Source organism: Shinella sp. WSC3-e (assembly GCF_945994535.1).
Lineage (GTDB): Bacteria > Pseudomonadota > Alphaproteobacteria > Rhizobiales > Rhizobiaceae > Shinella > Shinella yambaruensis.
Genome location: NZ_OZ000531.1, coordinates 318062 through 344253, shown reverse-complemented (window position 1 = coordinate 344253; position 26192 = coordinate 318062). Strand labels below are relative to the sequence as shown.

Genomic DNA, 26192 nt, shown 5'->3' with positions numbered 1-26192 from the left:
GCAGTTCATGACGTGGGATAGCGATGAACCTTTACCTGGATTACCTGGCTGAGATCAAAAGCAGAGAAGCGCAAGGGCTCGCCCCCAAGCCGATCGACGACGGCGGATTGACCGGCGAAATCATTGCAATCATCCAGGATGCCGGTAACGAGCATCGGGCCGATGCCCTGAATTTCTTCATCTACAATACGCTGCCGGGCACGACCAGTGCGGCTGGCGTCAAGGCCGCGTTCCTGAAGAAGATCATCCTCGGCGAAACGATCGTCCCGGAGATCACCCCCGAATTCGCCCTCGAACTGTTGTCGCATATGAAAGGCGGCCCTTCGATCGACGTGCTGCTCGACATCGCGCTTGGCGATGACGCCGCGATCGCCGGGCAGGCCGGCGAGGTGCTGAAGACGCAGGTCTTCCTCTACGATGCCGACATGTTCCGGCTGCGCGATGCCTTCAAGGCGGGCAATGCCATCGCGAAGGGCGTTCTGGAGAGCTATGCCAAGGCCGAATTCTTCACCAAGCTCCCGGCTGTCGAGGACGAGATCAAGGTCGTGACCTTCATCGCCGCCGAAGGCGATATTTCGACCGACCTGCTGTCGCCCGGCAACCAGGCGCATTCGCGCTCGGACCGCGAGCTGCACGGCCAGTGCATGATCACGCCCGAGGCGCAGCAGGAAATCGTGGCGCTGAAGAAGCAGCACCCGGACAAGCGCGTGATGATGATCGCCGAGAAGGGCACGATGGGCGTGGGCTCGTCGCGGATGTCCGGCGTGAACAATGTGGCGCTCTGGACCGGCAAGCAGGCCAGCCCCTATGTGCCCTTCGTCAATTACGCGCCGGTCGTCGCGGGCACCAACGGCATCTCGCCGATCTTCGCGACCACCGTGGACGTGACCGGCGGCATCGGAATCAACCTGAAGAACTGGACCAGGAAGACCGGCGAGGACGGCAAGCCGATCCTCAACAACGACGGCAACCCGGTCCTCGAGCAGCAATTCTCGGTCGAGACCGGGACAGTCCTGAAGATCGACACGAAGAACAAGAAGCTCCGCGACGAGAACGGCAAGGAGCTGGTCGACGTCGCCGCCGCCTTCACGCCCCAGAAGATGGAGTTCATGAAGGCCGGCAGCTCCTATGCCATCGTCTTCGGCAAGAAACTCCAGACCTTTGCCGCCCAGACGCTCGGGGTCGAGCCGACCCCGGTCTTCGCCCCGAACAAGGAAATCACCGTCGAGGGCCAGGGCCTGACCGCGGTCGAGAAGATCTTCAACCGCAACGCCGTCGGCGTGACGCCGGGCAAGGTGCTGCACGCGGGCTCGGATGTGCGGGTCAAGGTGAACATCGTCGGCTCGCAGGACACCACCGGCCTGATGACCGCGCAGGAACTCGAGGCGATGGCGGCCACCGTCATCTCGCCGCTCGTGGACGGCGCCTACCAGTCGGGTTGTCACACGGCATCCGTCTGGGACAAGAAGGCGCAGGCGAACATTCCGAAACTCATGGCCTTCATGAACAACTTCGGCCTGATCACCGCCCGCGACCCGAAGGGCGTCTATCATTCGATGACGGACGTGATCCACAAGGTGCTGAACGACATCACCGTGGATGACTGGGCGATCATCATCGGCGGCGACAGCCACACCCGCATGTCCAAGGGCGTGGCCTTCGGCGCCGATTCGGGCACCGTGGCGCTGGCGCTGGCCACCGGCGAGGCGACCATGCCGATCCCGCAGTCGGTCAAGGTGACCTTCAAGGGAACGATGAAGCCCTATATGGACTTCCGCGACGTGGTGCATGCGACCCAGTCGCAGATGCTCAAGCAGTGTGGGGACAACGTGTTCCAGGGCCGGGTGATCGAGGTCCATATCGGCACGCTTCTGGCCGACCAGGCCTTCACCTTCACCGACTGGACGGCCGAGATGAAGGCCAAGGCGTCGATCTGCATCTCGCAGGACGAGACGTTGATCGAGTCGCTGGAAATCGCCAAGTCGCGCATCCAGATCATGATCGACAAGGGCATGGAAAACGCGGCACGGACCCTGCACGGCTTGATCGCCAAGGCGGACAGGCGCATCGCCGAGATCCGCTCGGGCGAAAAGCCTGCGCTCGCGCCCGACGACAATGCGAAATACTTCGCCGAAGTCGTCGTCGATCTGGACGTGATCGACGAGCCGATGATTGCCGATCCCGACGTGAACAATGCCGATGTGTCCAAGCGTTACACCCACGACACGATCCGTCCGGTGTCCTATTACGGCGGCGCCAAGAAGGTCGACCTGGGCTTCGTGGGCTCGTGCATGGTGCACAAGGGCGACATGAAGATCGTCGCGCAGATGCTGAAGAACATCGAGAAGGCCGAGGGCAAGGTCGAGTTCAAGGCGCCGCTCGTCGTCGCCGCCCCGACCTACAACATCATCGACGAACTGAAGGCCGAAGGGGATTGGGAAATCCTGCAGAAGTATTCGGGCTTCGAGTTCGACGACCTGATGCCGAAGAGCAAAGCGCGGACCGAATACGAGAACATCCTCTATCTCGAGCGTCCGGGCTGCAACCTGTGCATGGGCAACCAGGAAAAGGCGGAGAAGGGCGATACCGTCCTGGCGACCTCGACCCGCCTGTTCCAGGGCCGCGTCGTGGAAGACACCACCGAGAAGAAGGGTGAATCGCTGCTGGCCTCGACCCCGGTCGTGGTGTTGTCGGCGATCCTCGGACGCACGCCGAGCATGGAAGAGTACCGGGCTGCCGTCGACGGAATAGACCTGACAAAGTTCGCTCCGCCGAAAGTCGCTCCGATCGATTCTTTGTCCGTCCATTACTAGGGGTTCGACATCGAGAGGGCGCTGTAAAGCCTGACGCCGATTGGGTGGCCCGGCGAGGCGCCCTGCTGTCAGGCGGGCGCAAGCCCGAGCGATTCATTACACTCGCTGATCCCCGGAATCTGCGCGCGGATGAAGATCCGGCTCGGACCGGCGGCGTGCTGTCCCGTGGCACCCCTGCCGCTGGGTGAGCGCGGGCGCGCTCGGGAGGGCTTGATTTTACGGGAAGTATTCTATTGTTTTAGTAGAGAATGCCGTGTCACCCACTCGTCGGACAGGACGAGTTCCTGGAAACCGCCTCACGCCGTGCAGGAAAGGAACCCATCGATGACGCTTGCGCCCGCCCAACTCCTTCCGCAATCGCAGGACGCCGATACCCTTGCACGGATCGCCATCATCGGTCGTGGCTTCACCGGCCTCATGACGGCGATCGCGCTCTTGAAGGCCGTCCACAGGCCGTTCCATCTCGTGATGTTCGACCCCTATCCAAAAATCGACGGCGGGGAGAGCATCGGCCGCCCGGCGTCCGGGCTCCTGAACAGCCGCGTCCGCGATCTCTCGGTCGATCCGGCGGCCCGCGACGATTTTCGTCATTGGCTGGAGGCCAATGACGACTGGCGTGACCGCGACCAGGCGGTGTCCGGCAATGTCGATCATGCCTTCGTGCCCGGGGAGGTGTTCAGCGCCTATGCCTATCAGCGTTTCTCCGAAGCGCTGCGCGAACGGGCCGATGTGATGGTTCAGGTGCGTGCCGAGAGTGTCGCGGCCATCGGGCGCCACCCGCGGGGCGGTCTTTCCGTTCTTTCGGGCGAGGGCGATCAGGCGCGCTTCGATGCCGTCTTCCTGGCGACGGGCTATGGCCTGCGCGAAATCGCCGAAGGCAATGCCGGCCCGACCGGCGCAAGGGAGGTGCAGGTCATCGGCGGCGGCGTTCATGCCGTCGACCGTGCGCTGCGCCTGCTTGCGGCAGGGGAGGCGTCCCATGTCACGCTCATTTCCGCGTCCGGTTTCCTGCCGCAGCCGCATGCGCCGTCGGCCGTCGGCGCCGTGTCGTCCGATCGTCCGTTCCCGAACACGCTCCGCGGCGCCTTCCGCCATCTGCGCGAGGCCGCGAACCGGGCGGCACTGGAGGGGACTGGCTGGCAGGGCATCATGAACGATTTCCGCCTGCGCGCCCGCGAGCTCTGGCAGGGCCTGACGCCGGAGGAGCGGCGCCGCTTCAAGCGCCATGTCAAGCCGATCTACGACAGCCACCGCAACCGTCTTCCGCTCGGCCACTATGAGCGGCTGCGCCGGGCAATCGACAGCGGGGCAATCACGGTGCGCAAGGGCAAGGTCGAGCGCATCGCGACCAATGGCGTGCTGCTCTCGGGCGCGGGGGGACTGCAGGTTCTGCCGGCGGACCGGACGATCGATTGTCGTGTCCGCCCGACCGATCTCGATTCCCCGCTCTTCCGCTCGCTCCTGTCGGCGCAGCTTGCGCGGCGGGACGAGCTCGACCTCGGCATCCTCGTCGACGGTGACGGCCGGGTCTTTTCGCAAACGGGGGCATTCGAGGGGCTCTTCGCGATGGGGCCGCTGGGTCTTGGAAGCCTGCCGGATATCGACCTCGTGCCGCAGATCGTCGTTCAGGCTCACGCGGCAGCCGACGCCCTCGGGGCTTGGCTTGCGGAAGCCGCGAGCAGCAAAGCCGCGGAGTCTCGCACGCGCTAGAAAGACGCCGGCCCGGCCGCCGGCCGGGTCAGGCCAGTCCCGAGAGGGCGCGACAGGTGCGCGGATCAGCGGGGCAGCAGCGCCTGTTCGTAGATCTTCGTCGAACGGGCGCCGGAACGGCAATAAGCCAGGATCGGCCGGGGAAGATCGTCCAGCGCCTGGACCATGCTGCCCACGGCCTCGTCCGTCAGTCCCGTGGAAAGCACGGGGATATGCCGGACCTCGATCCCGAGCTGGGCCGCGCGGCCGGCAATCGACGAGAATGCGGGCTGGTCGGCTTGCTCCCGGTCGGGCCGGTGGCAGACGATGGAGCGGAACCCCAGCAGGCTGACGATGTCGACATCTTCAGCCTCGATCTGCGGTGAAACCGAGTAGTCCTCGTTGATCTTGCGGATGTCCATGCCTGTCCTTCCTTTGTCGTTCTGGCGAAGGCGCGTTGTCTTTCGGGCTTCAGGAAAAGCCCAGGGGCCGCACAGACACGCTGAGCCACAGGGCGGCGGCAACGAGCGCCACGGCTGCCGCCACCCCGACGAAAAACCAGCCCAGTTCGCTTGAAGGCCTCAAGACCGGCCCGCGGCCGATGTCACGCCGCATGATGGACATCCTTGTCGACAGCCGGAAGAAGGCCGGACAGATCCGACAGGAGGTCGTCGAAGCGCGCCGCAAGGCGGGCCGATGCAACCCTGTGGTCCTTGAAATCGACATCGGATGCATAGATCGCCGTCGGGAGTGTCCGGGCGCTGAAGAAGCCGAAGAGGGGACGCAGCTGATGCTCGACCACCAGCGCATGCCGGTCGCCGCCGCCGGTCGCCGTGAGGATGACGGGTTTCCCGCGCAGTTCGAGAGGGTCGATCAGGTCGAATAGGTGCTTGAAGAGACCGGGATAGGAGCCCTTGTACGTAGGCGAGCCGACCAGCAGCAGGTCTGCCGCGACGATATCGGCGACGACTTGCCGGGCCTGATGGTCGAGGTCCTTGCGCCAGAGCGCGCGGCCGAGCGAAGGGCCGACGTCATTGAGGTCGTAGGACGATGTCTCCACCGCGTAGCGGGCCTGGATCAGCGAGGCGATGTGCCCGGTAAGCGCCTGGGTTTTCGACGGTCTGTTGTAGCTGCCTGTTATGCTGACGAGCCTCGGTATCGACATGGCGTTCTCCATTTTAATCCATGATTCTCTATAAAAATTATAGATTAAAGGAAAAGCGCGCTATTTTCGGCTCGTCTGGAGGAAAGATCGCCCACGCATCCGGTGCCTCCCAGGCCCCGGCGGGCGTATCGCGCGCCGCTCCTGCTTTTCCGGAGCTTTCCCGTCTCTCAGATAACGGAGGATTTTCCGTGATATCGAACGGTTTTGCATTCGCAGCGGATGGGGCGTTCGTTCCATTGGAGGAAAGATTCTTGGAAAGAATTATCTCCTTGAGCGTGTTTCGCGCATTTATTACCCATCCGGTCATTGAAACGCGAAACACGGGCCGCGGGCCGGGAGACCTTGATGAACACTGCGATGAACATGATGCCGATGATGAACGCCATGATGGGTGGCATGGGCCAGCCGATGATGTCGCCGATGATGATGAACGGCATGATGCCGATGATGGGCGGCATGCCCATGATGATGCCGATGCCCATGCCGATGATGATGAGCACGATGTCCTGCAAGATGACCGACGCCGGCATGGTCTGCGAGATGAAGCCGATGGACGGCATGGACCCGGCGATGTTCATGGAATGCTGCAAGCGCATGATGGCCATGATGAACGGCGGCATGCCGACGATGATGATGTGCGGCGGCATGATGATGTGCTGCTCGATGGCCGCCTGAGGCGCATCGCACCGCAAAGCTATAAGGCCTCCCCTTCGGGAGGCCTTTTCATATGGGCCGGGCCTTCCTTGGGGAGGCCCCTCATATGTGGATGACGTCCCGGTATGTCGAGACGAGATAGACGGTCGCGGGGCTGCCGGTCATGTTGCGGTAGACGTGCGGCACGTCCGCCTCGAAGACGAGGGCGTCGCCTTCACCGAGAATATAGGGCTGCTTGCCGACGATCACTTCGACCGTGCCTTGCGCGACGACGAGGTTTTCCACGGTGCCGTTGCGGTGGGCCTCGGCCCGCTCGGCATGGTGCGGCGCCAGCCGCAATTCGTAGAATTCCACGGTGCGGTCACCGTCATAAGGAAAGAGTGCGCGGGTCTCGAATTTCCCGTCGCTCGACGACAGGGTCTTGGAGGCCGAGCGGGTGAGCAGCACCGTCGCCGGCTCTTCCGCCTCGATGATCAGAGAGCCGCAGGTGACGTCGAGGGCCGCGGCGATCTTGGCGAGGATGCTGAGCGTCGGGCTGCTCTTGCCCGTTTCGATCTGCCCCAGCATGGCCCGGCTGACGCCGGAAACCTTGGCGAGCCGGTCGAGCGAATAGCCGCGCTGCGTTCTCAGCCGGCGCAGGTGCTGGCCGGTCCGGATGCAGATCGCGTCCGACGGCGCCGGTGCAGTTTCCCGGTCGAGCACGGCGACTTCACCGCGCATAGGCCCACGGGCTCGCGACGACCGGGAAGAACGTCCAGACAGGAACCCACATCATCATCGGCTGCATGCCGGTCGGCTGTATTGCGGCCTGCGCTGGAAGAGACGGCGCGGAGGCCTTGCGGCGTGCGTCGCGATAGGCCTGGAAATCAACGATCTTCGCACTTTCGGCTGCCATGAATGTCCCCCGGCGTGATTGTCTATAAGAATTATGTGTTTCTCCCCGGCATGAAAGGCAGGCCCACTCAAAAGGGGTGGCGTGGCAGGAAAAGTTTTTCCTTTGCCGGGCTCGGCGCGAAACGGGAGGCGAGGCGCCAGGGTGTTTCTGCGATGCCGGGCCGGCGCAAGCGGCCGGGCATTTTTCTGCCATGGCTGCGGCGTCGATGCCCGACGAAAGGGGACGGCATAGGAGAAAAAACTACGGGCCCGGGAAAGGTTGGAATGGGCGCCCTCGAAATCAATTATATTCTATAGATTATATAATCTAATTGATCTTGACCCAGGGGAATGCCATGAAGATTTCACGCCGCTTTTTCTCGACGGCTCTCGCTGCCCTGCTCGCCCTGCCGCTTCTCGGCGGCGGGCCGGCATACGCTTCCGACAAGACGGTCCGCATCGGCTACCAGAAATACGGTACGCTCGTTCTGCTCAAGGGCAAGGGCCTCCTTGAGGAAAAGCTGGAGAGGATCGGCTATACGGTGACCTGGACGGAGTTTCCCGCCGGCCCGCAGCTGCTGGAGGCGCTCAATGTCGGCGCCGTCGATTTCGGCACGACCGGCGAAACGCCGCCGATTTTCGCACAGGCCGCCGGCGCGCCGCTCATCTACATCGCCCACGAACCGCCGGCCGCGCGCGGCGAGGCGATCCTCGTGCCCAAGGACAGCCCCATCAAGACGGTGGCGGACCTCAAGGGCAAGACGGTCACGCTCAACAAGGGATCGAATGTGCACTACCTGCTCGTCAAGGCGCTGGAGGAGGCGGGCCTGAAATATAGCGACATCAAGACCTCCTTCCTGCCGCCGGCCGATGCCCGCGCCGCCTTCGAGCAGGGGGCGGTCGATGCATGGGTGATCTGGGATCCCTTCCAGGCGGCCGCGGAAGTGGCGATCGAGGCACGCGAGCTGCGCAACGGCGAAGGCATCGTGCCGAACCATCAGTTCTATCTCGGTGCGAAGAGCTTCGTGGAGAACAATCCCGAGGCGGTTGACGTGGTCATTGAGGCCGTTGCCGAGATCGACGAATGGGCGAAGGCCAATACCGCCGCGGCCGCGGCGGAGCTTGCGCCCTCCGTCGGCATTCCGCAGGATGTGCTCGCCATCGCGCTCGAGCGCCAGTCCTATGGCGTCAAGGCGATCGACGAGAGCGTCATCAGGCAGCAGCAGTCGATCGCCGATACCTTCTTCGACCTCGGCCTGATCCCCGAGAAGATCTCGATCGCGGATGTCGTGCGCAAGGGTGGTGCCTGATGGCGGAGACGTCGGCGGCCGGTTATGCTGCCGGCGAAACCCGCAAGCTCAACCTCAAGGGCCTGGGGAGCGCGCTGGCGCCCTGGGCCCTTCCCGTCGTTCTCCTCATCGTCTGGGAGATCGCGGCGCGGACGGGCCTCGTGACCGCCCGCCTCATGCCGGCGCCGACGACCGTCGCCGCCGCGTTCTGGCGGTCGCTGCTGGACGGTTCGCTTCTCGTCCACACGCTCGCCTCCACGCAGCGCGCGCTGATCGGCCTTGCCATCGGCGGCGGGCTCGGCTTCGTCGCGGGTGTCGTCAACGGATTGTGGAAGCCGGCCGAGACGGCATTCGACAGCACGCTGCAGATGGTGCGCAACATCCCGCATCTGGCGCTCATCCCCCTCGTCATCCTCTGGTTCGGCATCGACGAGACGGCGAAGATCTTCCTCGTCTCGATCGGCGTCTTCTTCCCGATCTACATCAACACCTTCTACGGCGTGCGCACCATCGATCCGCAGCTTGTCGAGATGGCTTCCGTCTACGGGCTCGACCGCAAGGCGCTGATCACGCGCATCATCCTGCCCGGCGCATTGCCCTCCATTCTCGTCGGCCTGCGCTATGCCCTCGGCTTCATGTGGCTGACGCTCATCGTCGCCGAGACGATCTCCGCCACCAGCGGCATCGGCTACATGACGATGAACGCGCGGGAATTCCTGCAGACGGACATCGTCCTGCTCGGCATCATCGTCTACGCCCTTCTCGGCAAGCTTGCGGATGTGGCGACCCGCGCGATCGAAAAGCGCGTGCTGGTCTGGCACCCCGCCTATCAGGCACGGCAGGGAGGAGAGCGATGAGCACCGCCGCTTTCGATATGCCGGATGCCGCGGCGGGCCTGCCGATCTCGCTGTCGCGGGTGGAGAAGTCCTTCGGCAGGCTGAATGTGCTCGCGAACTTCAACCTGGAGATTCCGGCGGGCAAGTTCCTTGCCGTCGTCGGCCGGTCGGGCGGCGGGAAGTCGACGCTGATGCGTCTTGTCGCCGGCCTCGACACGCCTGACAGTGGCCGCGTCGGCATCGGCGGGGGCAAGGTCGAGCGCCTGCATCCCTCCGTCCGCCTTCTCTTCCAGGAGGCGCGCCTGGTGCCGTGGCAGCGCGTCGTCGAGAATGTCGGCATCGCCCGCGGTGCGAACTGGCAGGAGAAGGCGAGGCGTACGCTTGTCGATGTCGGGCTCGAAGGCCGCGAGAACGACTGGCCGAGCGTGCTTTCCGGTGGCCAGCGGCAGCGCGTGGCGCTTGCCCGGGCGCTGGTCAGCGAGCCGCAGATCCTGCTGCTCGACGAGCCCTTCGGCGCGCTGGACGCGCTGACGCGCATCGAGATGCACCGCCTGCTGGAGCGGATTTGGACGGATCGCCGCTTCACCACGGTGCTGATCACCCACGACGTCGCGGAAGCCGTGGCGCTGGCCGATCGCGTCGTCGTGCTGCGCGAGGGTGCCATCGCCCTCGATATCGACATCGATCTCGACCGTCCCCGGCAGGAGCTTGCCGACCCGCGGGCCGTCGATCTGCAAAGGCAGATCCTGGACGCCGTGTAGAACCATCCTGCCGCGGCGCCGGCCGGAAGTCATCCTTATGAGGCCCCCATGACCATCCATGCCAAACCCGTCCATCTGCCGACCATCGACTTTTCCCGCTTCTACGGCAGCCCCGAAGAGCGCGCGGGTTTCATCCGGGAACTGACGCGCATCCTGCACGATCACGGCTTTTTCTATCTCACCGGCCATGGCGTGCCGCAGAGCCTGATCGATGACGTGCTGGCCGCATCAAAGCGGTTCTTCGCCCTGCCGGAAGCGGACAAGCTGTCGATCGAGATGGTGAAGTCGCCGCATTTCCGCGGCTACAACCGGGCCGGTTACGAGCGCACCCGCGGCGAGCAGGACTGGCGCGAGCAGCTCGACATCAACACGGAAGGCACGCCGGTCGAGGATGGACCGGACACGCCCTGGAACCGCCTCTACGGCCCCAACCAGTGGCCTGAAGCCCTGCCGGACCTGAGGCCGCTGCTGCTGCGCTATCAGGCCGAGGTCACCCGCATCGGCATCGATGTGCTGAAAGCCATCGCACTTTCGCTCGGCCAGCCGGAAAACGCCTTTGCCGAAATCTACGAGCCGTCGCCCTCGCAGCTTCTGAAGATCATCCGCTATCCCGGCCGCGAGGCCGCCGGCAGCGACCAGGGCGTCGGCGCGCACAAGGACGGCGGTTTCGTCACGGTACTGCTGCAGGATACGACGCCGGGCCTGCGTATCCGCACGGAGGAGGGCGTCTGGATCGAGGCGCCGCCGGTGCCGGGCACCTTCGTCATCAACAGCGGCGAGCTCTTGGAGCTTGCGACCAACGGTTTCGTGCGCGCCGACGTGCACGATGTCGTCACGCCGCCCGCCGGCACGGAGCGCTTCTCCGTCGCCCTCTTCCTCGGCGCGCGCTACGACGCGACCATCCCCGTCATTCCCCTCGCGGAGGCGTTGAAGCGCGGCGAGCGCGGCGTGACGGTCGATCCGCTCAACCCGATCTTCCGCGAGGTCGGCATAAACCACCTGAAGAGCCGCCTCAGGTCCCATCCGGATGTCGCGGCAAAGCACCATCCGGACCTGCTGCACCTGTTGGAGAAGCCGGCAAAGGCGTGAAGTCCTTTCCCGTCCCAGTCCGAGGAGATCGGGCCATGCCCGGACACGAGAGCAACGTCGTTTTCCTTCCCGTCGAGGACGCGGCCCGCGGCGTGGTCGCCACGCTTTGGCAAGCCCTGCGGGAGGAAGCAGCCGCGGCAGCCCAGCGCGACCAGGCGCTGGCGCGGGCGATGAACTCGGCCGTGCTGATGCATGCGAGTTTCGGCCATGCGCTCTCGCACCGGCTGGCGATCAAGCTGGCCGACCACGACGTCGACCGCGACGAGCTGCTCGCGCTCATTTACGGCGCCTATACCGACAGGCCGGGCCTGCTCGGGGCGGCGGCCGCGGACCTCCAGGCGGTGAAGGACCGTGATCCCTCGAACAGCGAGGCGCTGACGCCCTTCCTCTATTTCAAGGGCTTTTCCGCATTGCAGGCCTACCGTGTCGGCCATTGGCTCTGGGCGACGGGCCGGCGGCACCTTGCCCGCCACATCCAGAGCCGGATTTCGGAGACCTTCGCGATCGACATCCATCCAGCCGCGGTGATGGGACGCGGCATCATGCTGGATCACGGCAGCGGCCTCGTCATCGGCGAGACGGCAGTGGTGGAGGATGACGTCTCCATCCTGCAGAACGTGACGCTCGGCGGGACCGGCAAGGAAACGGGCGACCGGCATCCGAAGGTGCGCCGCGGCGTGCTGATCGGAGCGGGCGCGAAGATCCTCGGGAACATCGAGGTGGGCATCGGCGCGAAGATCGGGGCCGGCAGCGTCGTCGTCGGGCCGGTCGCGCCCTACACGTCTGTCGTCGGCGTTCCGGCGCGACCGGTGGGCAGGCCCCATACGGTCCTGCCGGGCGTGACCATGGACCAGAGCCTCAGCGAGCCGGAATACATGATCTGAGAAGGCCCGTGTTTGCCGCCGGGTGGCCCACCCGGGGAGGCGGGATTGATTGCGGCTAGGATGCCGACGTCAGCTTGACGTTGCCGCCGTGGCCGCCGCCGCCGAAGACCTGATGGCCGCCGAAGGACGAGCGCAGCTGGCCCCGGGGGCCGGGCAGGCCGAGTTCCGGGAAGAGGAGCTCGGAGACGCGATAGGCCTCCTCGACATGCGGATAGCCCGAGGCGATGACCGTGTCGATGCCGAGCGCCTGGTACTCGCGAAGCCGGGCGGCGACGGTCTTCGGCGAGCCGACGAGGGCTGTGCCGGCGCCCGAGCGCACGAGGCCGATGCCGGCCCACAGGTTCGGCGAGACCTCCAGCTTGTCGCGCCGGCCGTTGTGCAGGGCCACCATGCGGGCCTGGCCGACGGAATCGGAGTTCTTCGTCAGCACCGCCTGAGCCGAGGCGATGGCCTCGTCCGAGAGCTTGGAGATCAGCCGGTCGGCGGCCTCCCATGCCTCTTCGTCCGTCTCGCGGACGATGAAATGCAGGCGGATGCCGAAGGTCGCCTCGCGGCCCTTCGCGGCGGCGGCCTTGCGGGCATGGGCGATCTTCTCGGCGACCTGCGCCGGCGGCTCGCCCCAGGTGAGGTATTTGTCGACGATGCCGCCGGCGAAATCGATCGCCGCATCGGACGACCCGCCGAAATAGATCGGCGGGCGCGGCTGCTGCACCGGTGGCAGGCCGAGCTTCGCGTCGATTGCCTTTATATACTTGCCGTCGAGGGTGGAACGGCCGGTCTCGATCAGCTCGTTGAAGACCTGGATGAATTCGGCCGCGTGGTCGTAGCGCTCGTCATGCGGCAGGAAGATGCCGTCGCCGGCAAGCTCTTGCGCGCTGCCGCCGACCACGATGTTGAGCAGCAGGCGGCCGTTCGACACGCGGTCGAGCGTGGAGGCGAGGCGGGCGTAGTAGGCGGGCGTCGCCGTGCCGGGGCGGATGGCCACGAGGAATTTCAGCTTCTCGGTCCGGGCGGCGAGATCGGCGGCGAGCACGAAGGATTCCTCGCACGCCGCGCCGACGGGAATGAGCACGCCGGAATAGCCCAGCCGGTCGGCCGCAACCGCGATCTCCCGGAAATAGCCCGGGTCCGGCGGGCGGCTGAGCTCGTCCGAGCCGAGATAGGAACCGTCGCCGGAACTTGGGATGAACCAGAGGAAATCGAGGGGCTGGTCGGATTTGCTCATGCGCTGTCTTCCGGATTGAGGAACGGGATGCCTCGTAAGATAATAAATTCTATAGTTTGAGTAAGAAATTATATTCTCTTGTACCGCCCGCCCGCGAATTAATCCTTGCGCGGCGCCGGTGGAGCACCGTTGGTGGAGCCGGATCTCGTCCTGCCGCGCGCTGCAGCTTTCCGGGGACAGCGCTTGATGGCCGGTTTCGATCTGCGAAGTGTGGGGGCTGCCTGTAACCTGGGAGGCTTGGGTGTTTCTCGAAGAGGCCGGCCGAAGAAGCCGCGGACGATATGCTCAGGCCAGGCCGCTTGCGGTGACAATAGTCCATGGAAGCGCCTGTTGCCGTGCGCGAAGGAACGGCAAATCCGTCGCGCGGGCGAACGGCAAAAGAATATTCCCCGATAGCCTTTCGAAATAATCTATAAAATCTATAAACTAAATGTGATTTTGCTACGCTGGCCGCATCACTTCGCGAGGGGACATCCGATGAGCCAGCAATCCGAAACCATGCTTTCCAGGGGCCTGTCGCGCCGCGGCCTGATCAAGGCGGCCGGCGTCACGGCCGTTGCCGCCACGGCAGGCGTCATCGGCGCGCGCTCGACGCGCTATGCCATTGCCGGCAACCTCATCCCGATCAAGCTGGAATGGACCGAGGTCGCCGCCTGCCATTCTCCCGTCGGCTTCGGCCTTGCCAAGGGCATCTATGCCAAGCACGGCCTCGATGTGGAACTGTTCTACCAAGGGGCGAGCGGCCAGACGCTCATCCAGGCGCTCGCCACCCGCAAGGCCGAGGCCGGCCCCGGCCTGCTCTACGACTGGCTGAAGCCGATCGAGCAGGGCTTCGACGTGCGGCTCTTCGCCGGCTCGCACGGCGGCTGCCAGAGCATCCTCGTCAAGCCGGAGAGCGACATCACGACGCTGACGGACCTCAAGGGCAAGACGATCGGAACGTTCGACGTCATGTCGCCCTCGCGCGTCGCCTTCTCGGTCGCGCTCGCCAAGGCGGGGCTTAATCCGGAAACCGACGTCACCTGGAAGGTCTTCCCCTTCGACCTCGTGGCCGAGGGCGTGCTGAAGGGGGAGGCGGATGCCGTCGCGCACATGGACCCCTGGGCCTATTCCTATGAGAAGCAGCACGGCTTCCGCCGCGTCGCCGACACGCAGACCGGCAGCTTCAAGGACCGCGTCTGCTGCGTGCTCGGCGTCAATGGCGACTACTACGAAGCCAATAGGGACGCCATCAAGCGCGTCGCCGCCGCCAACCTCGAAATCCACCAGTACACGGCCAAGCACCCGGACGAGGTGGCCAAGTGGTATTTCGACACCTTGAAGCCGGGCCTCTCGCTGGAGGACCTGACGGAGGTGCTTGCCGCCTTCACCTACCACGACCACTGGTTCGGCAAGGACCTGCTGAAGGAGGTGCGGATCGGCTACGAGGACCTGAAGCTGACCGGTGTCATCGACGCCTCCACCGATCCCGAGGAGATCGCGAGCCGCATCACCATCGACATCTTCGCGTGATGCCATGAGCGCGGCGGTCGAGGACACATTCGGCGGGGCAGGGCGGCGCACCTTCGCCCCCTCTCTTCCCGGCATCTGGCGCAACGGGCTGTTTGCGGCCGGCACGTGGTTTCTCGCCGCGGCGCTGACCTATGTTCTGCCCGATGTCATCACCTGGGGCGCGACGCAGCTCTTCGCCCTCCTCGCGCTGGCCGGGGCGGGGATTTTCCTTGCGCTGTCGGTCACGGTCCACCGGCTCGGCGGCCTTGGCCGCACGCTCGTCCATTACGGGCCCTGGTTCATCGTGCTCGGCCTCTGGCTTGCGGTCTGGGAAGTGCTGACCGCCAAGCTCGGCTGGCTGCCGAAGCCGTTCTTCTCGCCGCCGCAGGGCCTGCTGCATGTCTATGTCACGGACTGGGACCGCCTGCTGATCTGCGTCGCCTATACCGGCCGGCTCTGGGGGCTCGGCTTCTTTTCCGGCGTCCTCGTCGGCTTTGCAGGCGGCGTCGCGCTCGGCTGGTCGAAGCGTTTCGCCTATTGGGGCATGCCGCTTCTCAAGCTGATCGGGCCTGTGCCGGCAAGCGCCTGGATTCCCTGCACCTTCTTCATCTTCCCGTCCACCTTCCACGCCTCGATCTTCCTCGTGGCGCTCGCTTCGGGCATCCCGGTCGCGATCCTCACGGCGGCGGGCGTCAGCCAGGTCAACCGGTCCTTCTACGACGTCGCCCGCACGCTGGGCGCGGACAACCGCTTCCTCATCTTCAAGGTCGCGATTCCCGCTTCGCTGCCGAACGTCTTCGTCGGCCTCTTCATGGGGCTCTACTATTCCTTCGCCGTGCTGGTCGTCGCCGAAATGCTTGGCGCCAAGTTCGGCCTCGGCTGGTATCTCCAGTTCAACACGGCCTATTCGGCCTATGCCAATGTCTATGCCGCCCTCATCGTCATGGCGCTGATCTGCGCCGGGCTCGTGCGCCTCCTGTTCGTCGTGCGCGACCGCCTGCTCGGCTGGCAGAAGGGGATTCTCTGATGGCGCTGGCTCTTGCGGAAACCGCTGCCGACAGCATCGCGCTCGACGTGGAAGGCGTTTCCCATCGCTACGAGCTCGACGGCAAGGACCTGCAGGTTCTCGACGATGTGAGCCTGACGATCGCGCCGGGCGAATTCGTCGCCCTGCTGGGACCGTCCGGCTGCGGCAAGTCCACGCTGCTGCGCCTTGCCGCCGGGCTGGAGACGCCGACCGCCGGCAAGGTGCTGGAAAACGGCCGGCCGATCACCGCGCCGAACCCCGACCGCATCCTCGTCTTCCAGGATGCGACGCTGTTTCCCTGGCGCACCGTGCGCGGCAACGTCGCGACGGGCCTCGAGGCGCGCGGCCTCGTCCGCGAGCGGGGACACCGCATCGACGAGGTGCTGACGCTGGTGAAGCTGGAAGGCTTTTCCGATTTCTACCCGCACCAGCTTTCCGGCGGCATGGCGCAGCGCGCCGCGCTCGCCCGCGCGCTCGTCAACGATCCCAAGCTGCTGCTGCTCGACGAACCCTTCGGCAAGCTCGATTCGCTGACGCGGCTCAGGATGCAGAACGAGCTCCTCGATCTGTGGAAGAGCGCCGGCTTCACCGCACTGCTCGTCACGCACGATGTCGAGGAGGCCCTGCTGCTCGCCGACCGCGTCATCGTGCTCTCCGACCGGCCCGCTTCCATCGTCGCGGAGGTGCGCGTCGGCCAGCCGCATCCGCGCCGCCGGGACGATGCGAACCTCGTCGCGCTGCGCCGGTCGCTGCTCGAAAAGCTGGGGATCTCCCATGACGTCTAGCGCGCGGCTCGCCCACCACGCCGTCGCGCTTGCCGGCGGTGTCCTCGCTGTCCTTGCCGTCGGCTGGTGGTGGCTGATCTTCGGCAAGGTCGTCGAGAACGACTACCTCACCGTCCGCCAGGCCGTCACGTGCCTTGCCGGCGCGAGCGACCTCTGCACGCTCGCCCAGGCACTGTGCACCAACGATCATCTCTACGGCATCCGCTGGTATGCGCCGGAAGCCTTCTGGGCCGCGGCGAGCATTCTCGTTGCGGGCGCCATCCTGTCCGTCCGTCCCTCGCGCGCCTGAATGCGCCGCAGCAAAGGAGAAGTGCCATGACGATCCATCAAGCCCCCGAGGTCGCCGAACAGGATATCGTCGAGGTCCCGGCCGGAGCCGCGACCTTCAAGAGCCGCCATCCCGAGACGATCGCGCTGCACGGCGGCAGCTTCCGCTTCGATCCGGCAAGCGGCGCGGTCGCCGTGCCTATCTACCAGACGACGTCCTTCCAGCTGCCCGGCACGGACGGCGCCGACAGGCTCTTCGCCCTCGAAGCGCCCGGCCATCTCTACACCCGCGTCTCCAACCCGACACAGGACGCCTTCGAGCAGCGCCTGGCCGAGCTTGAAGGCGGCGCGGCCGCGCTGGCGCTCTCCTCCGGCCAGGCGGCCTCGGCTTTCGCGATCCTCAACGTCGCCCGGGCCGGCGACAACATCGTCAGCGCCGCCGGTCTCTACGGCGGCACCTGGGCGCTCTTCGCCGCGACCCTGAAAAGCTTCGGCATCGAGACCCGTTTCGTCGATGTGTCGGACCCGCAGGCCTTCGAGGCGGCGACCGACGAGCGTACACGCGCCTACTACGCCGAATCCCTGCCGAACCCGAAGCTGGAAGTCTTCCCGATATCCGAGGTCGCGGCCATCGGCCGCCGGCACGGCATTCCGCTGATCGTCGACAACACGGCAGCGCCCCTGATCATCCGGCCGCTGGAGCACGGCGCGGCGGTCGTCGTCTACTCGACCACGAAATATATCGGTGGCCACGGCACCTCCATCGGCGGCGCGATCGTCGACGGCGGCAATTTCCCCTGGGCGGAGCATGCCGCGCGCCAGCCGAACCTCACCGAGCCGGATGCAAGCTACCAGGGCAAGACGTGGATCGAGAAGGCCGAGGCCATCGCCTTCCATCCCTATATCCTGCGCGCCCGCGCCGTACTGCTGCGCGATCTCGGCGCGGCGATCAGCCCGCAGAACGCCTTCCAGTTCATCCAGGGCCTCGAGACCCTGCCGCTTCGCCTTCGCCAGCACAACGAGAACGCGGTGAAGGTCGCCGAATATCTCAAGGGCCATGCCAAGGTGAAACGTGTCATCTTCCCGAAATTCCAGGACGGCGAGGCGAAGGCGCGGGCGGACACATATTTCAAGCCGGGTTATTTCGGCGCGCTGGTGGGCTTCGAGCTGGAGGGCGGGCGCGAGGCGGGGCGCCGCTTCATCGACAGCCTCCAGCTTTTCTATCACCTCGCCAATATCGGCGATGCCCGGTCGCTGGCGATCCACCCGTCGACGACGACCCATTCGCAGCTCTCGCTGGAAGACCAGCTCGCGACCGGCGTCACGCCCGGCTATGTGCGCCTTTCCATCGGCCTCGAACATCCCGACGACCTGATCGCCGATCTGGAACGAGCCATCGCGCTGGCCTGAGGCCGGCCACCCCGATCGGCGTGTGACCCCGGCGCTTCCTCCTCGCGCCGGGGTTTTCCTTGCGCTGCGTGCGCTCCGGCAGCGAGGGGAACAGCGTTTCGCTTTATAATATATAAAAAAGATAGAATTTCTGTATTTATCTGCGGCGAAGGCTACTCTCCTCGTCAATTCCAAGCGTGACCGGTTCCAAGGCCGGCACGGCAGCGACGATGAGCAGGATGCATGACGCAGATCGATAATGCCTGGGGCGCCGGCCCCGGTGAACGATATGAGGCGCTGGCCGCGCCGTTCCGGCCGATTTTCGCGGAGATAGCCGCGCAGGCGACCGCGCGCGACCTGGGGCGCGATCTGCCATACGAGGCGATCCGCCGCTTGAAGGAGGCCGGTTTCGGCGCGGTCCGCCTGCCGGTGGAGGCGGGCGGCAAGGGGGCGAGCCTGCCGCAGTTCTTCAATCTGCTGATCGAGCTTTCCGCAGCCGATTCCAATGTCACGCAGACCCTGCGCGCCCATTTCGGCTTCACCGAGGATATCCTGAACACGAAGGATGCCGCACGCCGCGCCCTGTGGGTCGCCCGCATCGCGCGGGGCGAGACCGCCGGCAGCGCCTGGAGCGAGATCGGCGCAGGCGCGGCGCTCGACCGCTTCTCCACGACCGTCGCGGAGAAGGATGGCCGGCTCGTCCTCAACGGCGAGAAATACTACACGACCGGCTCGCTCTTCGCCGACTGGATCGATGTCGGCGCGAGCGACGCGGCGGGCGAGGGGATCGCCGTCGCGGTGCGGCGCGAGGCCGCCGGCGTCGCGGTCATTGACGACTGGGACGGTTTCGGCCAGACGCTGACGGCGAGCGGCACGGCCATCTTCCGCGACGTCGTGGTCGAGCCCGGGGACATCGTCGTCGACGACGAGCGCTTCAAATATTCGGCCGCCTTCTACCAGCTCGTGCACCTCGCCACGCTCGCCGGCATCGGCCGGGCGATCGCTGCCGACGTCGCGAAAGCCGTGGTGGAGCGCCGGCGCACCTATACCCACGCCGCGGCCGCGCGCCCCAGCGAGGATCCGCAGGTCCTGCAGGTCGTCGGGCGCATCCGCGCCGCGGCCTATGCGGCGGGGGCGATCACCCTCCAGGCGGCCAACGGCGTCCAGCGCGCCTTCGAAGCGCATTTCGTCGACGATGCGGAGGCGGAGGAAAAGGCCAATGCCATTGCCGAGCTTGAAGCCGCGCAGGCCCAGACGGTCGTCTCCGACCTCATCCTCGAAGCCGCGACGCTGCTCTTCGATGCGCTCGGCGCCTCCGCGACGAAGAAGTCCGCCGGCCTCGACCGGCACTGGCGCAACGCCCGCACGCTCGCCTCGCACAATCCGCGCATCTACAAGCACCGCATCATCGGCGATTTCGCCGTCAATGGCACGCCACCGCCCTATCAGTGGCGCATCGGCGCAAGCGCGGGCTGACGGCGATGATAAGGCTTGAACGCGTCACCAAGAGTTTTTCCGGCAGGGAAGGCGCGGCCGCCGCGCTCGACGGCGTCGATCTCTCCGTCGCCAAGGGCGAGATTTTCGGCGTCATCGGCTCCTCCGGCGCGGGGAAGTCGACGCTGGTGCGGCTCATCAACCTCCTGGAGCGCCCGAGCGGCGGCGACGTCTTCGTCGCCGGCGAGCGGGTGACGGAGGCCCGCGGCGAGCGTCTGCGCGCCCTTCGCCGGTCGATCGGCATGGTCTTCCAGCATTTCAACCTGCTCAGCGCCCGCACGGTCGCCGGCAATGTCGCCTATCCGCTGGAGCTGACCGGCGAATACGGCAAGGCCGAGATTTCCGGGCGGGTCGCCGCGCTGCTTGCCCGCGTCGGCCTTTCCGAACACGCCGGGAAATATCCGCGCCAGCTTTCGGGCGGGCAGAAGCAGCGCGTCGGCATCGCACGGGCGCTCGCCTGCGAGCCTTCGGTCCTTCTCTGCGACGAGGCGACGAGCGCGCTCGATCCGCAGACGACGGGTGCGGTGCTCGATCTCCTGCGCCAGATCAACCGCGACCTCGGCGTCACCATCGTGCTCATCACCCATGAGATGGACGTGATCCGCCGCACCTGCGACCGCGTTGCCGTGCTCGATCGCGGCCGCGTGGTCGAGGAGGGGCCGGTGACGGACGTCTTCCTGCACCCGCGCCACCCCGCGACGCTGCGGCTGGTGCGCGAGGCCGAGCCGGACGGCGGCTCGCTCGACGCCGTCGCAGGGGCCGATCTCGGCGGGCGCACGGTGCGCCTCACCTTCACGGGGCCTGCCGCGCACAAGCCCATCCTCGGCCGCATCGCCCGGGAAAACCTCGTCGACTACGCCATCCTCGCCGGCCGAGTCGGCCATATCCGCGAGACGCCCTATGCGCAGTTCATCGTCTCGCTCTCCGGGCGGGACGTGGCAGGGGCGATCGCGGGCCTTCGGGCGAGCGGCGTCGACGTGGAGCTGCAGGGCGGCGCGCTGCTCGCACTGCCGGAGGAAAGGCCCCGCCATGTCGTTTGAGAACATCTACTGGGGCGATATCGGCGCGGCGCTCGGCCAGACGCTCGCCATGGTCGGCGGTGCGCTGCTGCTCACCGTCATCGTCGGCCTGCCGCTCGGCATCCTGCTGTTTCTCACCGGGCGGCAGCAGCTCTTCCAGGCGCCGGTCGCCTATGGCGGCCTCTCCTTCGTTCTGAACATCATCCGCTCGGTGCCCTTCATCATCCTGCTCATCGTGCTGATGCCGGTCACCGTCATCGTTACGGGCACGTCGCTCGGCATCCGCGGCATCATCTTCCCGCTCGTCGTCGGCACAGCGCCCTTCTTCGCGCGGCTGGTGGAGACGGCGCTGCGCGAGGTGGATCGCGGCGTCATCGAGGCGAGCCTGGCCATGGGCGCCTCGACGCGCCAGACGATCCTGCGCGCCGTGCTGCCCGAAGCGCTGCCGAGCCTGCTGGCGGCCGTCACCGTCACGGCGATCGTGCTCGTCGACTATACGGCGATGTCCGGCGCGATCGGCGGCGGAGGGCTCGGCGACCTCGCCATCCGCTACGGCTACCACCGGTTCCAGACCGAAATCATGCTGGTCTGCGTGGCGATCCTCATCGTCTTCGTCCAGCTCATCCAGGCGAGCGGCAACCGTCTCGTCGCCCACTTCTCCCGTAAATGACCCGCGCCAGGAGGACCCACATGCGCATCCTGAAATCGCTCACCATCGCCGCCAGCCTCGCCTTCGCCGTCTTCGGCTCCGCCAGGGCGAACGAGACGCTCGTCGTCGGCGCCACCGCCATTCCGCACGCCGAGATCCTCGAATTCGTCAAGCCGATCCTCGCCAGGGACGGCCTCGACCTCGATATCCGCGTCTTCACGGACTACATCCAGCCGAACGCCCAGCTCGTCTCCGGCGAACTCGACGCCAACTATTACCAGTACCGGCCGTTCCTCAACGACTACAACCGGGAGCGCGGCACGGAGCTGGTGCCCATCGTGCCCGTGCATATCGAGCCCTTCGTCGCCTATTCGACGAAGATCGATTCGGTTGGGAAGATCGGGGACGGCGCGACCGTCGCGATCCCGAACGATCCGGTCAATGGCGGGCGCGGCCTGCTGCTGCTCCAGAAGCTCGGCCTCATCAAAGTCTCCGGCAAGCCGGAGCTGACCTCGCCGGAAGACCCGCTGCCGACCATCAAGGACGTGGTCGAGAATCCGAAGAACCTCAAGATCGTCGAGCTGGAATCCGCGCTCCTGCCGCGCGCGCTCGGCGAGGTCGATCTCGCCGCGCTCAACGGCAACTACGTCTTCGAGGCCAAGCTCGACATCTCCAAGGCGCTGCTGATCGACCGCGGCCAGGACGGCCACAATGTCTGGAGCGAATATCTCGTCACCCGCCCCGAGACCAAGGACGACGCGCGCGTCGCCAAGCTCGCCAAGGCGCTGAACAGCGAGGAGACGCGGAAATTCATCGAGGAGCGCTACAAGGGACAGGTGGTCGCCGCCTTCTGATTTTTCGTCCCTCGCCGCCGGGCTGCGCCCTATCGCAGCCCGGCAATCCCTTTCTGAAATGACGGCCGAGACCGATGACCCCGACCCAAGCCACCGCCCGACAAACCCCCGCCGATCCCGCGCCCGGCGACCCCGGCTGGCTGCCCGCCCCGCCGGAAAGGCCTGCCCATGTCATCCGCGACGACGCGGAGGCGATCGCCGTCGCGGAACGGCTGAAGCCGCTGTTCGCCGCCGAGGCGAAGGAGCGCGACCGGGAGCGGCGTCTCCCCTTCGCGGAGGTCGACCTCTTCTCCGAAAGCGGCCTGTGGGGCATCACCATCCCGAAGGAATATGGCGGGGCCGGCGTCTCGCAGGTTACGCTTGCAAGAGTTTTCGCGACGCTTGCGGCGGGCGATCCCTCGCTGACCCAGATCGCCCAGAACAGTTTCGAGATCATCGATGTCATCCGCCAGACGGGGAGCGAGGCGCAGAAGCACGAGCTGTTCGGCGCGGTGCTGGCCGGCAAGCGGCTCGGCAACGCGTTTTCCGAGTTCGGCGGCAAGAACGTCGAGGCCTTCGAGACGAAGCTTGTCCGCAAGGGCGATCATTTCGTGGTCTCGGGCCGGAAGTTCTACGCCACCGGCGCGCTCTTCGCCCATCTCGTGCCCATCGTCGCGCTGGATGAGGCAGGCCATGTCGTCGTCGCCGTCGCCGACCGGGGCGCGGCGGGGCTGGAGGTCGTCAACGACTGGTCGGCCTTCGGCCAGCGCACCACGGCAAGCGGCACGGTGATCCTCGACGAGGTGGCGATCCCGGAAGCCCGCGTTCTGCCCGCCCATATCGTCTACGAGAACCAGAGCGCCGTCGGCCCGCAGAGCCAGCTCATCCATGCGGCGATCGACGCCGGCATCGCGCGCGGGGCCATCGAGGCGACCATCGACCTCGTGCGCAACCACGCCCGCCCGTGGATCGACAGCGGTTCCGACACGGCGTCGGACGATCCCTACACGATCGCGGCGATCGGCGACCTCAAGATCCGCCTGCACGCCGCCGAGGCGCTCTTGGAGCGGGCCGGCCGCCAGCTCGACGAGACCATCGCCGACGTCACCGAGGAGACGATCGGCAGGGCGAAGATCGCCGTCGCGGAAGCCAAGGTGCTGACGACGGAAGTGGCGCTCGCCGCATCCAACAAGCTTTTCGAGCTTGCCGGCACGCGTTCCACGCTCGGCGCGCACAATCTCGACCGTTTCTGGCGCGACGCACGCACCCACACGCTGCACGATCCGGTGCGCTGGAAGTTCCATGCGGTCGGCCAGTATTACCTCAACGGCGTGCAGCCGCCGCTGCATTCGTGGATTTGAACGGGGAGGGCGCGTGCCGCCTTCCGCAAGAAGACATGCGAAAAGAAATCCTCCTCAACGCCTTCACGATGAACTGCGCCGGCCATATCAACCATGGGCTTTGGACCCATCCGCGCGACCAGTCTCACCGCTATACCAGGCTCGGCTACTGGACGGACCTGGCGGCGACGCTGGAGCGCGGCCTGTTCGACGGCGTGTTCCTCGCCGACATCGTCGGGGTCTACGATGTCTATCAGCAGTCCGTCGACCTGACCTTGCGCGAATCCATCCAGCTTCCGGTCAATGATCCGCTGATGCTGGTCTCCGCCATGGCGGCGGTGACGAAGGGGCTCGGCTTCGGCGTTACGGTCAACGTCAATGCGGAGGCGCCCGCCATCTTCGCGCGCCGTATCTCGACGCTCGACCACCTGACGGAAGGCCGCATCGGCTGGAACATCGTCACCGGCTATCTCGACAGCGCAGCGCGGGCGATGGGCGAAACCGCGCTCGGCGAACACGACCGGCGCTACGACCGGGCCGACGAATTCCTCGATCTCCTCTACCGGTTCTGGGAAGGAAGCTGGGACGACGCCGCCGTCATCCGCGATCGCCGCGCCCGTGTCTATTCGGACCCGGCCCGGGTGCGAAAAATCCGGCACGAGGGAAAATTCTACCGCGCCGAGGCCTATCATCTGAGCGAGCCTTCGCGCCAGCGCACGCCGGTGCTCTACCAGGCCGGCACCTCCGGTCGCGGCCGGATGTTCGCCGCCCGCCACGCCGAATGCGTCTTCATCTCGCCGCCCGACACCGGCGTCGCCCGCACGGCGTCGCGCGCCATCCGCCAGGGCGCGGTGGAAGCGGGCCGGCGGGCGGAGGACGTGCGCATCTTCGCCGGCCTCACCGTCGTCGTCGACCGTACGGAAAAGAAGGCGAAGGAGAAGTTCGAGGATTACGCCCGCTATGCCAGCCCCGAGGCGGGCCTTGCGCATTTCTCCGCCGGCACGGGCATCGATTTCTCGCAATACGATCTCGACGAGCCGATCGCCTACGGCAAGGGCAATTTCGTGCAGACCTCCGTCGATCTCGCCCGCGCGCGCGGCTGGACGAAGCGCTCCATCCTCTCCGGCATGGCGCTCGGCGGGCGTTATCCGCTGATCGTGGGCGATCCCGCTCAGGTTGCCGATGCACTGGAGGAGTGGATCGCCGAGGGCGAGGTGGATGGCTTCAATCTCGCCCGCACCGTCGCGCCGGAAAGCTACGAGGACTTCATCGATCTCGTCATTCCGATTCTGCAGGAGCGGGGGCGCTACAAGACAGCCTACGGCGCGGGCAGCCTTCGCAACCGCCTTTTCGGCGAAGGCGACCGCCTGCCGGACCGCCATCCTGCCGGCGCGTTTCGCGCGCGGGCGGAGGGCGCGGAGTGAGGGGCGGGCATGGAATGGACATGGCGCCGGCGTCCCTTCGGTCCGCCGCGCCGAATCTTTTCCCAAGGCGCCCGTATTTTGGAAATTCCTGCCTGTCGCCGCTCGTTAGTATATTTAATTTATAGATTATATCATTATTGATCTGACGGGGACATCATGACCGACGACATCCGCTCCGGCGTCAACCGCCGCAATCTCCTCAAGCTCACCGCAGTGGCCGGCGTGGTGGCGGGAACGGGCCTTCTTGCGGCGCGCACCGCCGCGGCCGAGGACGGGCTTTCGCTCAAGGGCAAGCGCATCGGCATCAGCACCGCCGGCACCGATCATTTCTTCGATCTCCAGGCCTACAACGCCCAGATCGAGGAGGTGAAGCGTCTCGGCGGCGAGCCGATCGCCGTGGATGCCAGCCGCAATGACGGCAAGCTTGTCTCCCAGCTCCAGACGCTCATCGCCCAGAAGCCGGACGCCATCGTCCAGCTTCTCGGCACGCTCAGCGTCATCGATCCCTGGCTGAAGAAGGCGCGCGAGGCCGATATTCCGGTCTTCACCATCGATGTCGGCTCGGTCAACTCGATCAACAATTCCACCTCGGACAACTGGGGCATCGGCAAGGATCTCGCCCTCCAGCTCGTCTCCGATATCGGCGGCGAGGGCAATATCGTCGTCTTCAACGGCTTTTACGGCGTCACGCCCTGCGCCATCCGCTACGACCAGCTCGTCAACGTGGTCAAATATTTCCCGAAGGTGCAGATCGTGCAGCCGGAGCTGCGCGACGTGATCCCGAACACCGTTCAGGATGCCTTCACCCAGATCACCGCGATCCTCGCCAAATATCCGGAAAAGGGATCGATCAAGGCCATCTGGTCGGCCTGGGACATCCCGCAGCTCGGCGCGACGCAGGCGCTCGCCGCCGCCGGCCGCACGGAGATCAGGACCTATGGCGTCGACGGCAGCCCGGAAGTGCTCCAGCTCGTCGCCGATCCGAATTCGCCGGCCGCCGCCGACGTTGCCCAGCAGCCCGCCGAGCTCGGACGCGTCGCGATCCGGAACGTCGCCCGCTACCTCGCCGGCGAGACGCTGCCGCGCGAGACCTATGTGCCGGCGCTGCTCGCCAACAAGCAGAATGTCGGCGAGGTCTCCAAGAAGCTCGGCATCGGCTGAAATCCGGCGCGGACCGCGGCGGCCTCGCCGCGGTC

25 protein-coding genes are annotated in these 26192 nt (G+C 65.9%); 19 read left to right on the top strand and 6 right to left on the bottom strand.

Annotated features, from left to right (window positions below):
• Positions 1–23 precede the first annotated feature (23 nt).
• Together AABF56_RS24780 and AABF56_RS24775 are read left to right on the top strand one after the other, a co-directional pair.
• Entirely contained in the window at positions 24–2813 is a 2790-nt protein-coding gene (locus tag AABF56_RS24780; RefSeq protein WP_272807769.1) for a bifunctional aconitate hydratase 2/2-methylisocitrate dehydratase, read from the top strand.
• A 324-nt stretch (positions 2814–3137) separates the two neighbouring features.
• Positions 3138–4523, top strand: a complete 1386-nt coding sequence (locus tag AABF56_RS24775) for an FAD/NAD(P)-binding protein (RefSeq protein ID WP_272807770.1) — start codon at positions 3138–3140, stop codon at positions 4521–4523.
• Between the two features lie 65 nt (positions 4524–4588).
• Here AABF56_RS24775 and AABF56_RS24770 read toward each other — a convergent pair whose 3' ends face one another.
• The 5 genes from AABF56_RS24770 to AABF56_RS24750 form a co-directional block, all read right to left on the bottom strand.
• A complete protein-coding gene (locus AABF56_RS24770) occupies positions 4589–4924 on the bottom strand; it encodes a TIGR01244 family sulfur transferase (RefSeq protein ID WP_272807771.1) in 336 nt (111 codons plus the stop codon).
• 182 nt (positions 4925–5106) lie between these two features.
• Positions 5107–5667, bottom strand: coding sequence for an FMN reductase (gene msuE, locus AABF56_RS24765; protein ID WP_272807772.1), 561 nt, complete (start codon positions 5665–5667; stop codon positions 5107–5109).
• 167 nt (positions 5668–5834) lie between these two features.
• Positions 5835–6314 carry a hypothetical protein gene (locus AABF56_RS24760; protein ID WP_272807773.1) on the bottom strand — a complete coding sequence of 160 codons (480 nt, stop codon included), beginning with the start codon at positions 6312–6314 and terminating at the stop codon, positions 5835–5837.
• Positions 6315–6423: 109 nt separating this feature from the next.
• Positions 6424–7041, bottom strand: coding sequence for a helix-turn-helix domain-containing protein (locus tag AABF56_RS24755; protein WP_272807774.1), 618 nt, complete (start codon positions 7039–7041; stop codon positions 6424–6426).
• Positions 7031–7216, bottom strand: a complete 186-nt coding sequence (locus AABF56_RS24750; RefSeq protein ID WP_272807775.1) for a hypothetical protein — start codon at positions 7214–7216, stop codon at positions 7031–7033. Before AABF56_RS24750 ends, AABF56_RS24755 begins: the two co-directional genes overlap by 11 nt.
• A 334-nt stretch (positions 7217–7550) precedes the next feature.
• On the opposite strand from AABF56_RS24750, the gene AABF56_RS24745 reads away from it, so the two are divergent.
• From AABF56_RS24745 to cysE, 5 genes are read left to right on the top strand one after another with little or no spacing between them, the layout of a single operon-like run.
• Positions 7551–8504, top strand: a complete 954-nt coding sequence (locus AABF56_RS24745) for a sulfonate ABC transporter substrate-binding protein (protein ID WP_272807776.1) — start codon at positions 7551–7553, stop codon at positions 8502–8504.
• Positions 8504–9340, top strand: a complete 837-nt coding sequence (locus AABF56_RS24740; RefSeq protein ID WP_272807777.1) for an ABC transporter permease subunit — start codon at positions 8504–8506, stop codon at positions 9338–9340. The genes AABF56_RS24745 and AABF56_RS24740 overlap by 1 nt, the downstream gene beginning before the upstream one ends.
• Positions 9337–10080: an ABC transporter ATP-binding protein gene (locus AABF56_RS24735; RefSeq protein WP_272807778.1), complete on the top strand. Its 744-nt coding sequence runs from the start codon at positions 9337–9339 to the stop codon at positions 10078–10080. Before AABF56_RS24740 ends, AABF56_RS24735 begins: the two co-directional genes overlap by 4 nt.
• A gap of 48 nt (positions 10081–10128) precedes the next feature.
• On the top strand, positions 10129–11169 hold the full coding sequence (locus tag AABF56_RS24730; protein ID WP_272807779.1) for an isopenicillin N synthase family dioxygenase: 1041 nt from the start codon (positions 10129–10131) through the stop codon (positions 11167–11169).
• 35 nt (positions 11170–11204) lie between these two features.
• Positions 11205–12053, top strand: coding sequence for a serine O-acetyltransferase (gene cysE / locus AABF56_RS24725; RefSeq protein WP_272807780.1), 849 nt, complete (start codon positions 11205–11207; stop codon positions 12051–12053).
• Between the two features lie 55 nt (positions 12054–12108).
• On the opposite strand, the gene ssuD is transcribed toward cysE, so the two are convergent.
• Positions 12109–13278 (bottom strand): FMNH2-dependent alkanesulfonate monooxygenase, encoded by a 1170-nt coding sequence (gene ssuD, locus AABF56_RS24720; RefSeq protein WP_244766425.1) that lies wholly within the window; start codon positions 13276–13278, stop codon positions 12109–12111.
• Positions 13279–13755: 477 nt separating this feature from the next.
• Here ssuD and AABF56_RS24715 point away from each other — a divergent pair, with 477 nt between their 5' ends.
• The 12 genes from AABF56_RS24715 to AABF56_RS24660 all read left to right on the top strand — a co-directional run bounded on the left by AABF56_RS24715 (position 13756) and on the right by AABF56_RS24660 (position 26157).
• Complete coding sequence (locus tag AABF56_RS24715) at positions 13756–14790, top strand: ABC transporter substrate-binding protein (RefSeq protein WP_272807781.1); 1035 nt, start codon at positions 13756–13758, stop codon at positions 14788–14790.
• 4 nt (positions 14791–14794) lie between these two features.
• On the top strand, positions 14795–15796 hold the full coding sequence (locus AABF56_RS24710) for an ABC transporter permease (RefSeq protein WP_272807782.1): 1002 nt from the start codon (positions 14795–14797) through the stop codon (positions 15794–15796).
• Positions 15796–16581: an ABC transporter ATP-binding protein gene (locus tag AABF56_RS24705; protein ID WP_272807783.1), complete on the top strand. Its 786-nt coding sequence runs from the start codon at positions 15796–15798 to the stop codon at positions 16579–16581. The genes AABF56_RS24710 and AABF56_RS24705 overlap by 1 nt, the downstream gene beginning before the upstream one ends.
• Complete coding sequence (locus AABF56_RS24700; RefSeq protein ID WP_272807784.1) at positions 16571–16870, top strand: hypothetical protein; 300 nt, start codon at positions 16571–16573, stop codon at positions 16868–16870. The genes AABF56_RS24705 and AABF56_RS24700 overlap by 11 nt, the downstream gene beginning before the upstream one ends.
• A gap of 26 nt (positions 16871–16896) precedes the next feature.
• A complete protein-coding gene (locus AABF56_RS24695) occupies positions 16897–18258 on the top strand; it encodes an O-acetylhomoserine aminocarboxypropyltransferase/cysteine synthase family protein (RefSeq protein WP_272807785.1) in 1362 nt (453 codons plus the stop codon).
• A gap of 222 nt (positions 18259–18480) precedes the next feature.
• A complete protein-coding gene (locus AABF56_RS24690; protein ID WP_272807786.1) occupies positions 18481–19713 on the top strand; it encodes an acyl-CoA dehydrogenase family protein in 1233 nt (410 codons plus the stop codon).
• Positions 19714–19718: 5 nt separating this feature from the next.
• Positions 19719–20771, top strand: a complete 1053-nt coding sequence (locus tag AABF56_RS24685; RefSeq protein ID WP_272807787.1) for a methionine ABC transporter ATP-binding protein — start codon at positions 19719–19721, stop codon at positions 20769–20771.
• Positions 20761–21420, top strand: coding sequence for a methionine ABC transporter permease (locus AABF56_RS24680; protein ID WP_272807788.1), 660 nt, complete (start codon positions 20761–20763; stop codon positions 21418–21420). The genes AABF56_RS24685 and AABF56_RS24680 overlap by 11 nt, the downstream gene beginning before the upstream one ends.
• Before the next feature lie 20 nt (positions 21421–21440).
• The gene (locus AABF56_RS24675; protein WP_272807789.1) at positions 21441–22253 is read left to right on the top strand and encodes a MetQ/NlpA family ABC transporter substrate-binding protein; all 813 of its coding nucleotides are present in this window, start codon (positions 21441–21443) and stop codon (positions 22251–22253) included.
• A gap of 74 nt (positions 22254–22327) precedes the next feature.
• Entirely contained in the window at positions 22328–23593 is a 1266-nt protein-coding gene (locus tag AABF56_RS24670) for an SfnB family sulfur acquisition oxidoreductase (RefSeq protein WP_272807790.1), read from the top strand.
• Positions 23594–23628: 35 nt separating this feature from the next.
• On the top strand, positions 23629–24996 hold the full coding sequence (locus AABF56_RS24665) for an LLM class flavin-dependent oxidoreductase (protein ID WP_272807791.1): 1368 nt from the start codon (positions 23629–23631) through the stop codon (positions 24994–24996).
• Between the two features lie 156 nt (positions 24997–25152).
• Complete coding sequence (locus tag AABF56_RS24660) at positions 25153–26157, top strand: sugar ABC transporter substrate-binding protein (RefSeq protein ID WP_272807792.1); 1005 nt, start codon at positions 25153–25155, stop codon at positions 26155–26157.
• The last annotated feature ends 35 nt before the right edge of the window (positions 26158–26192 follow it).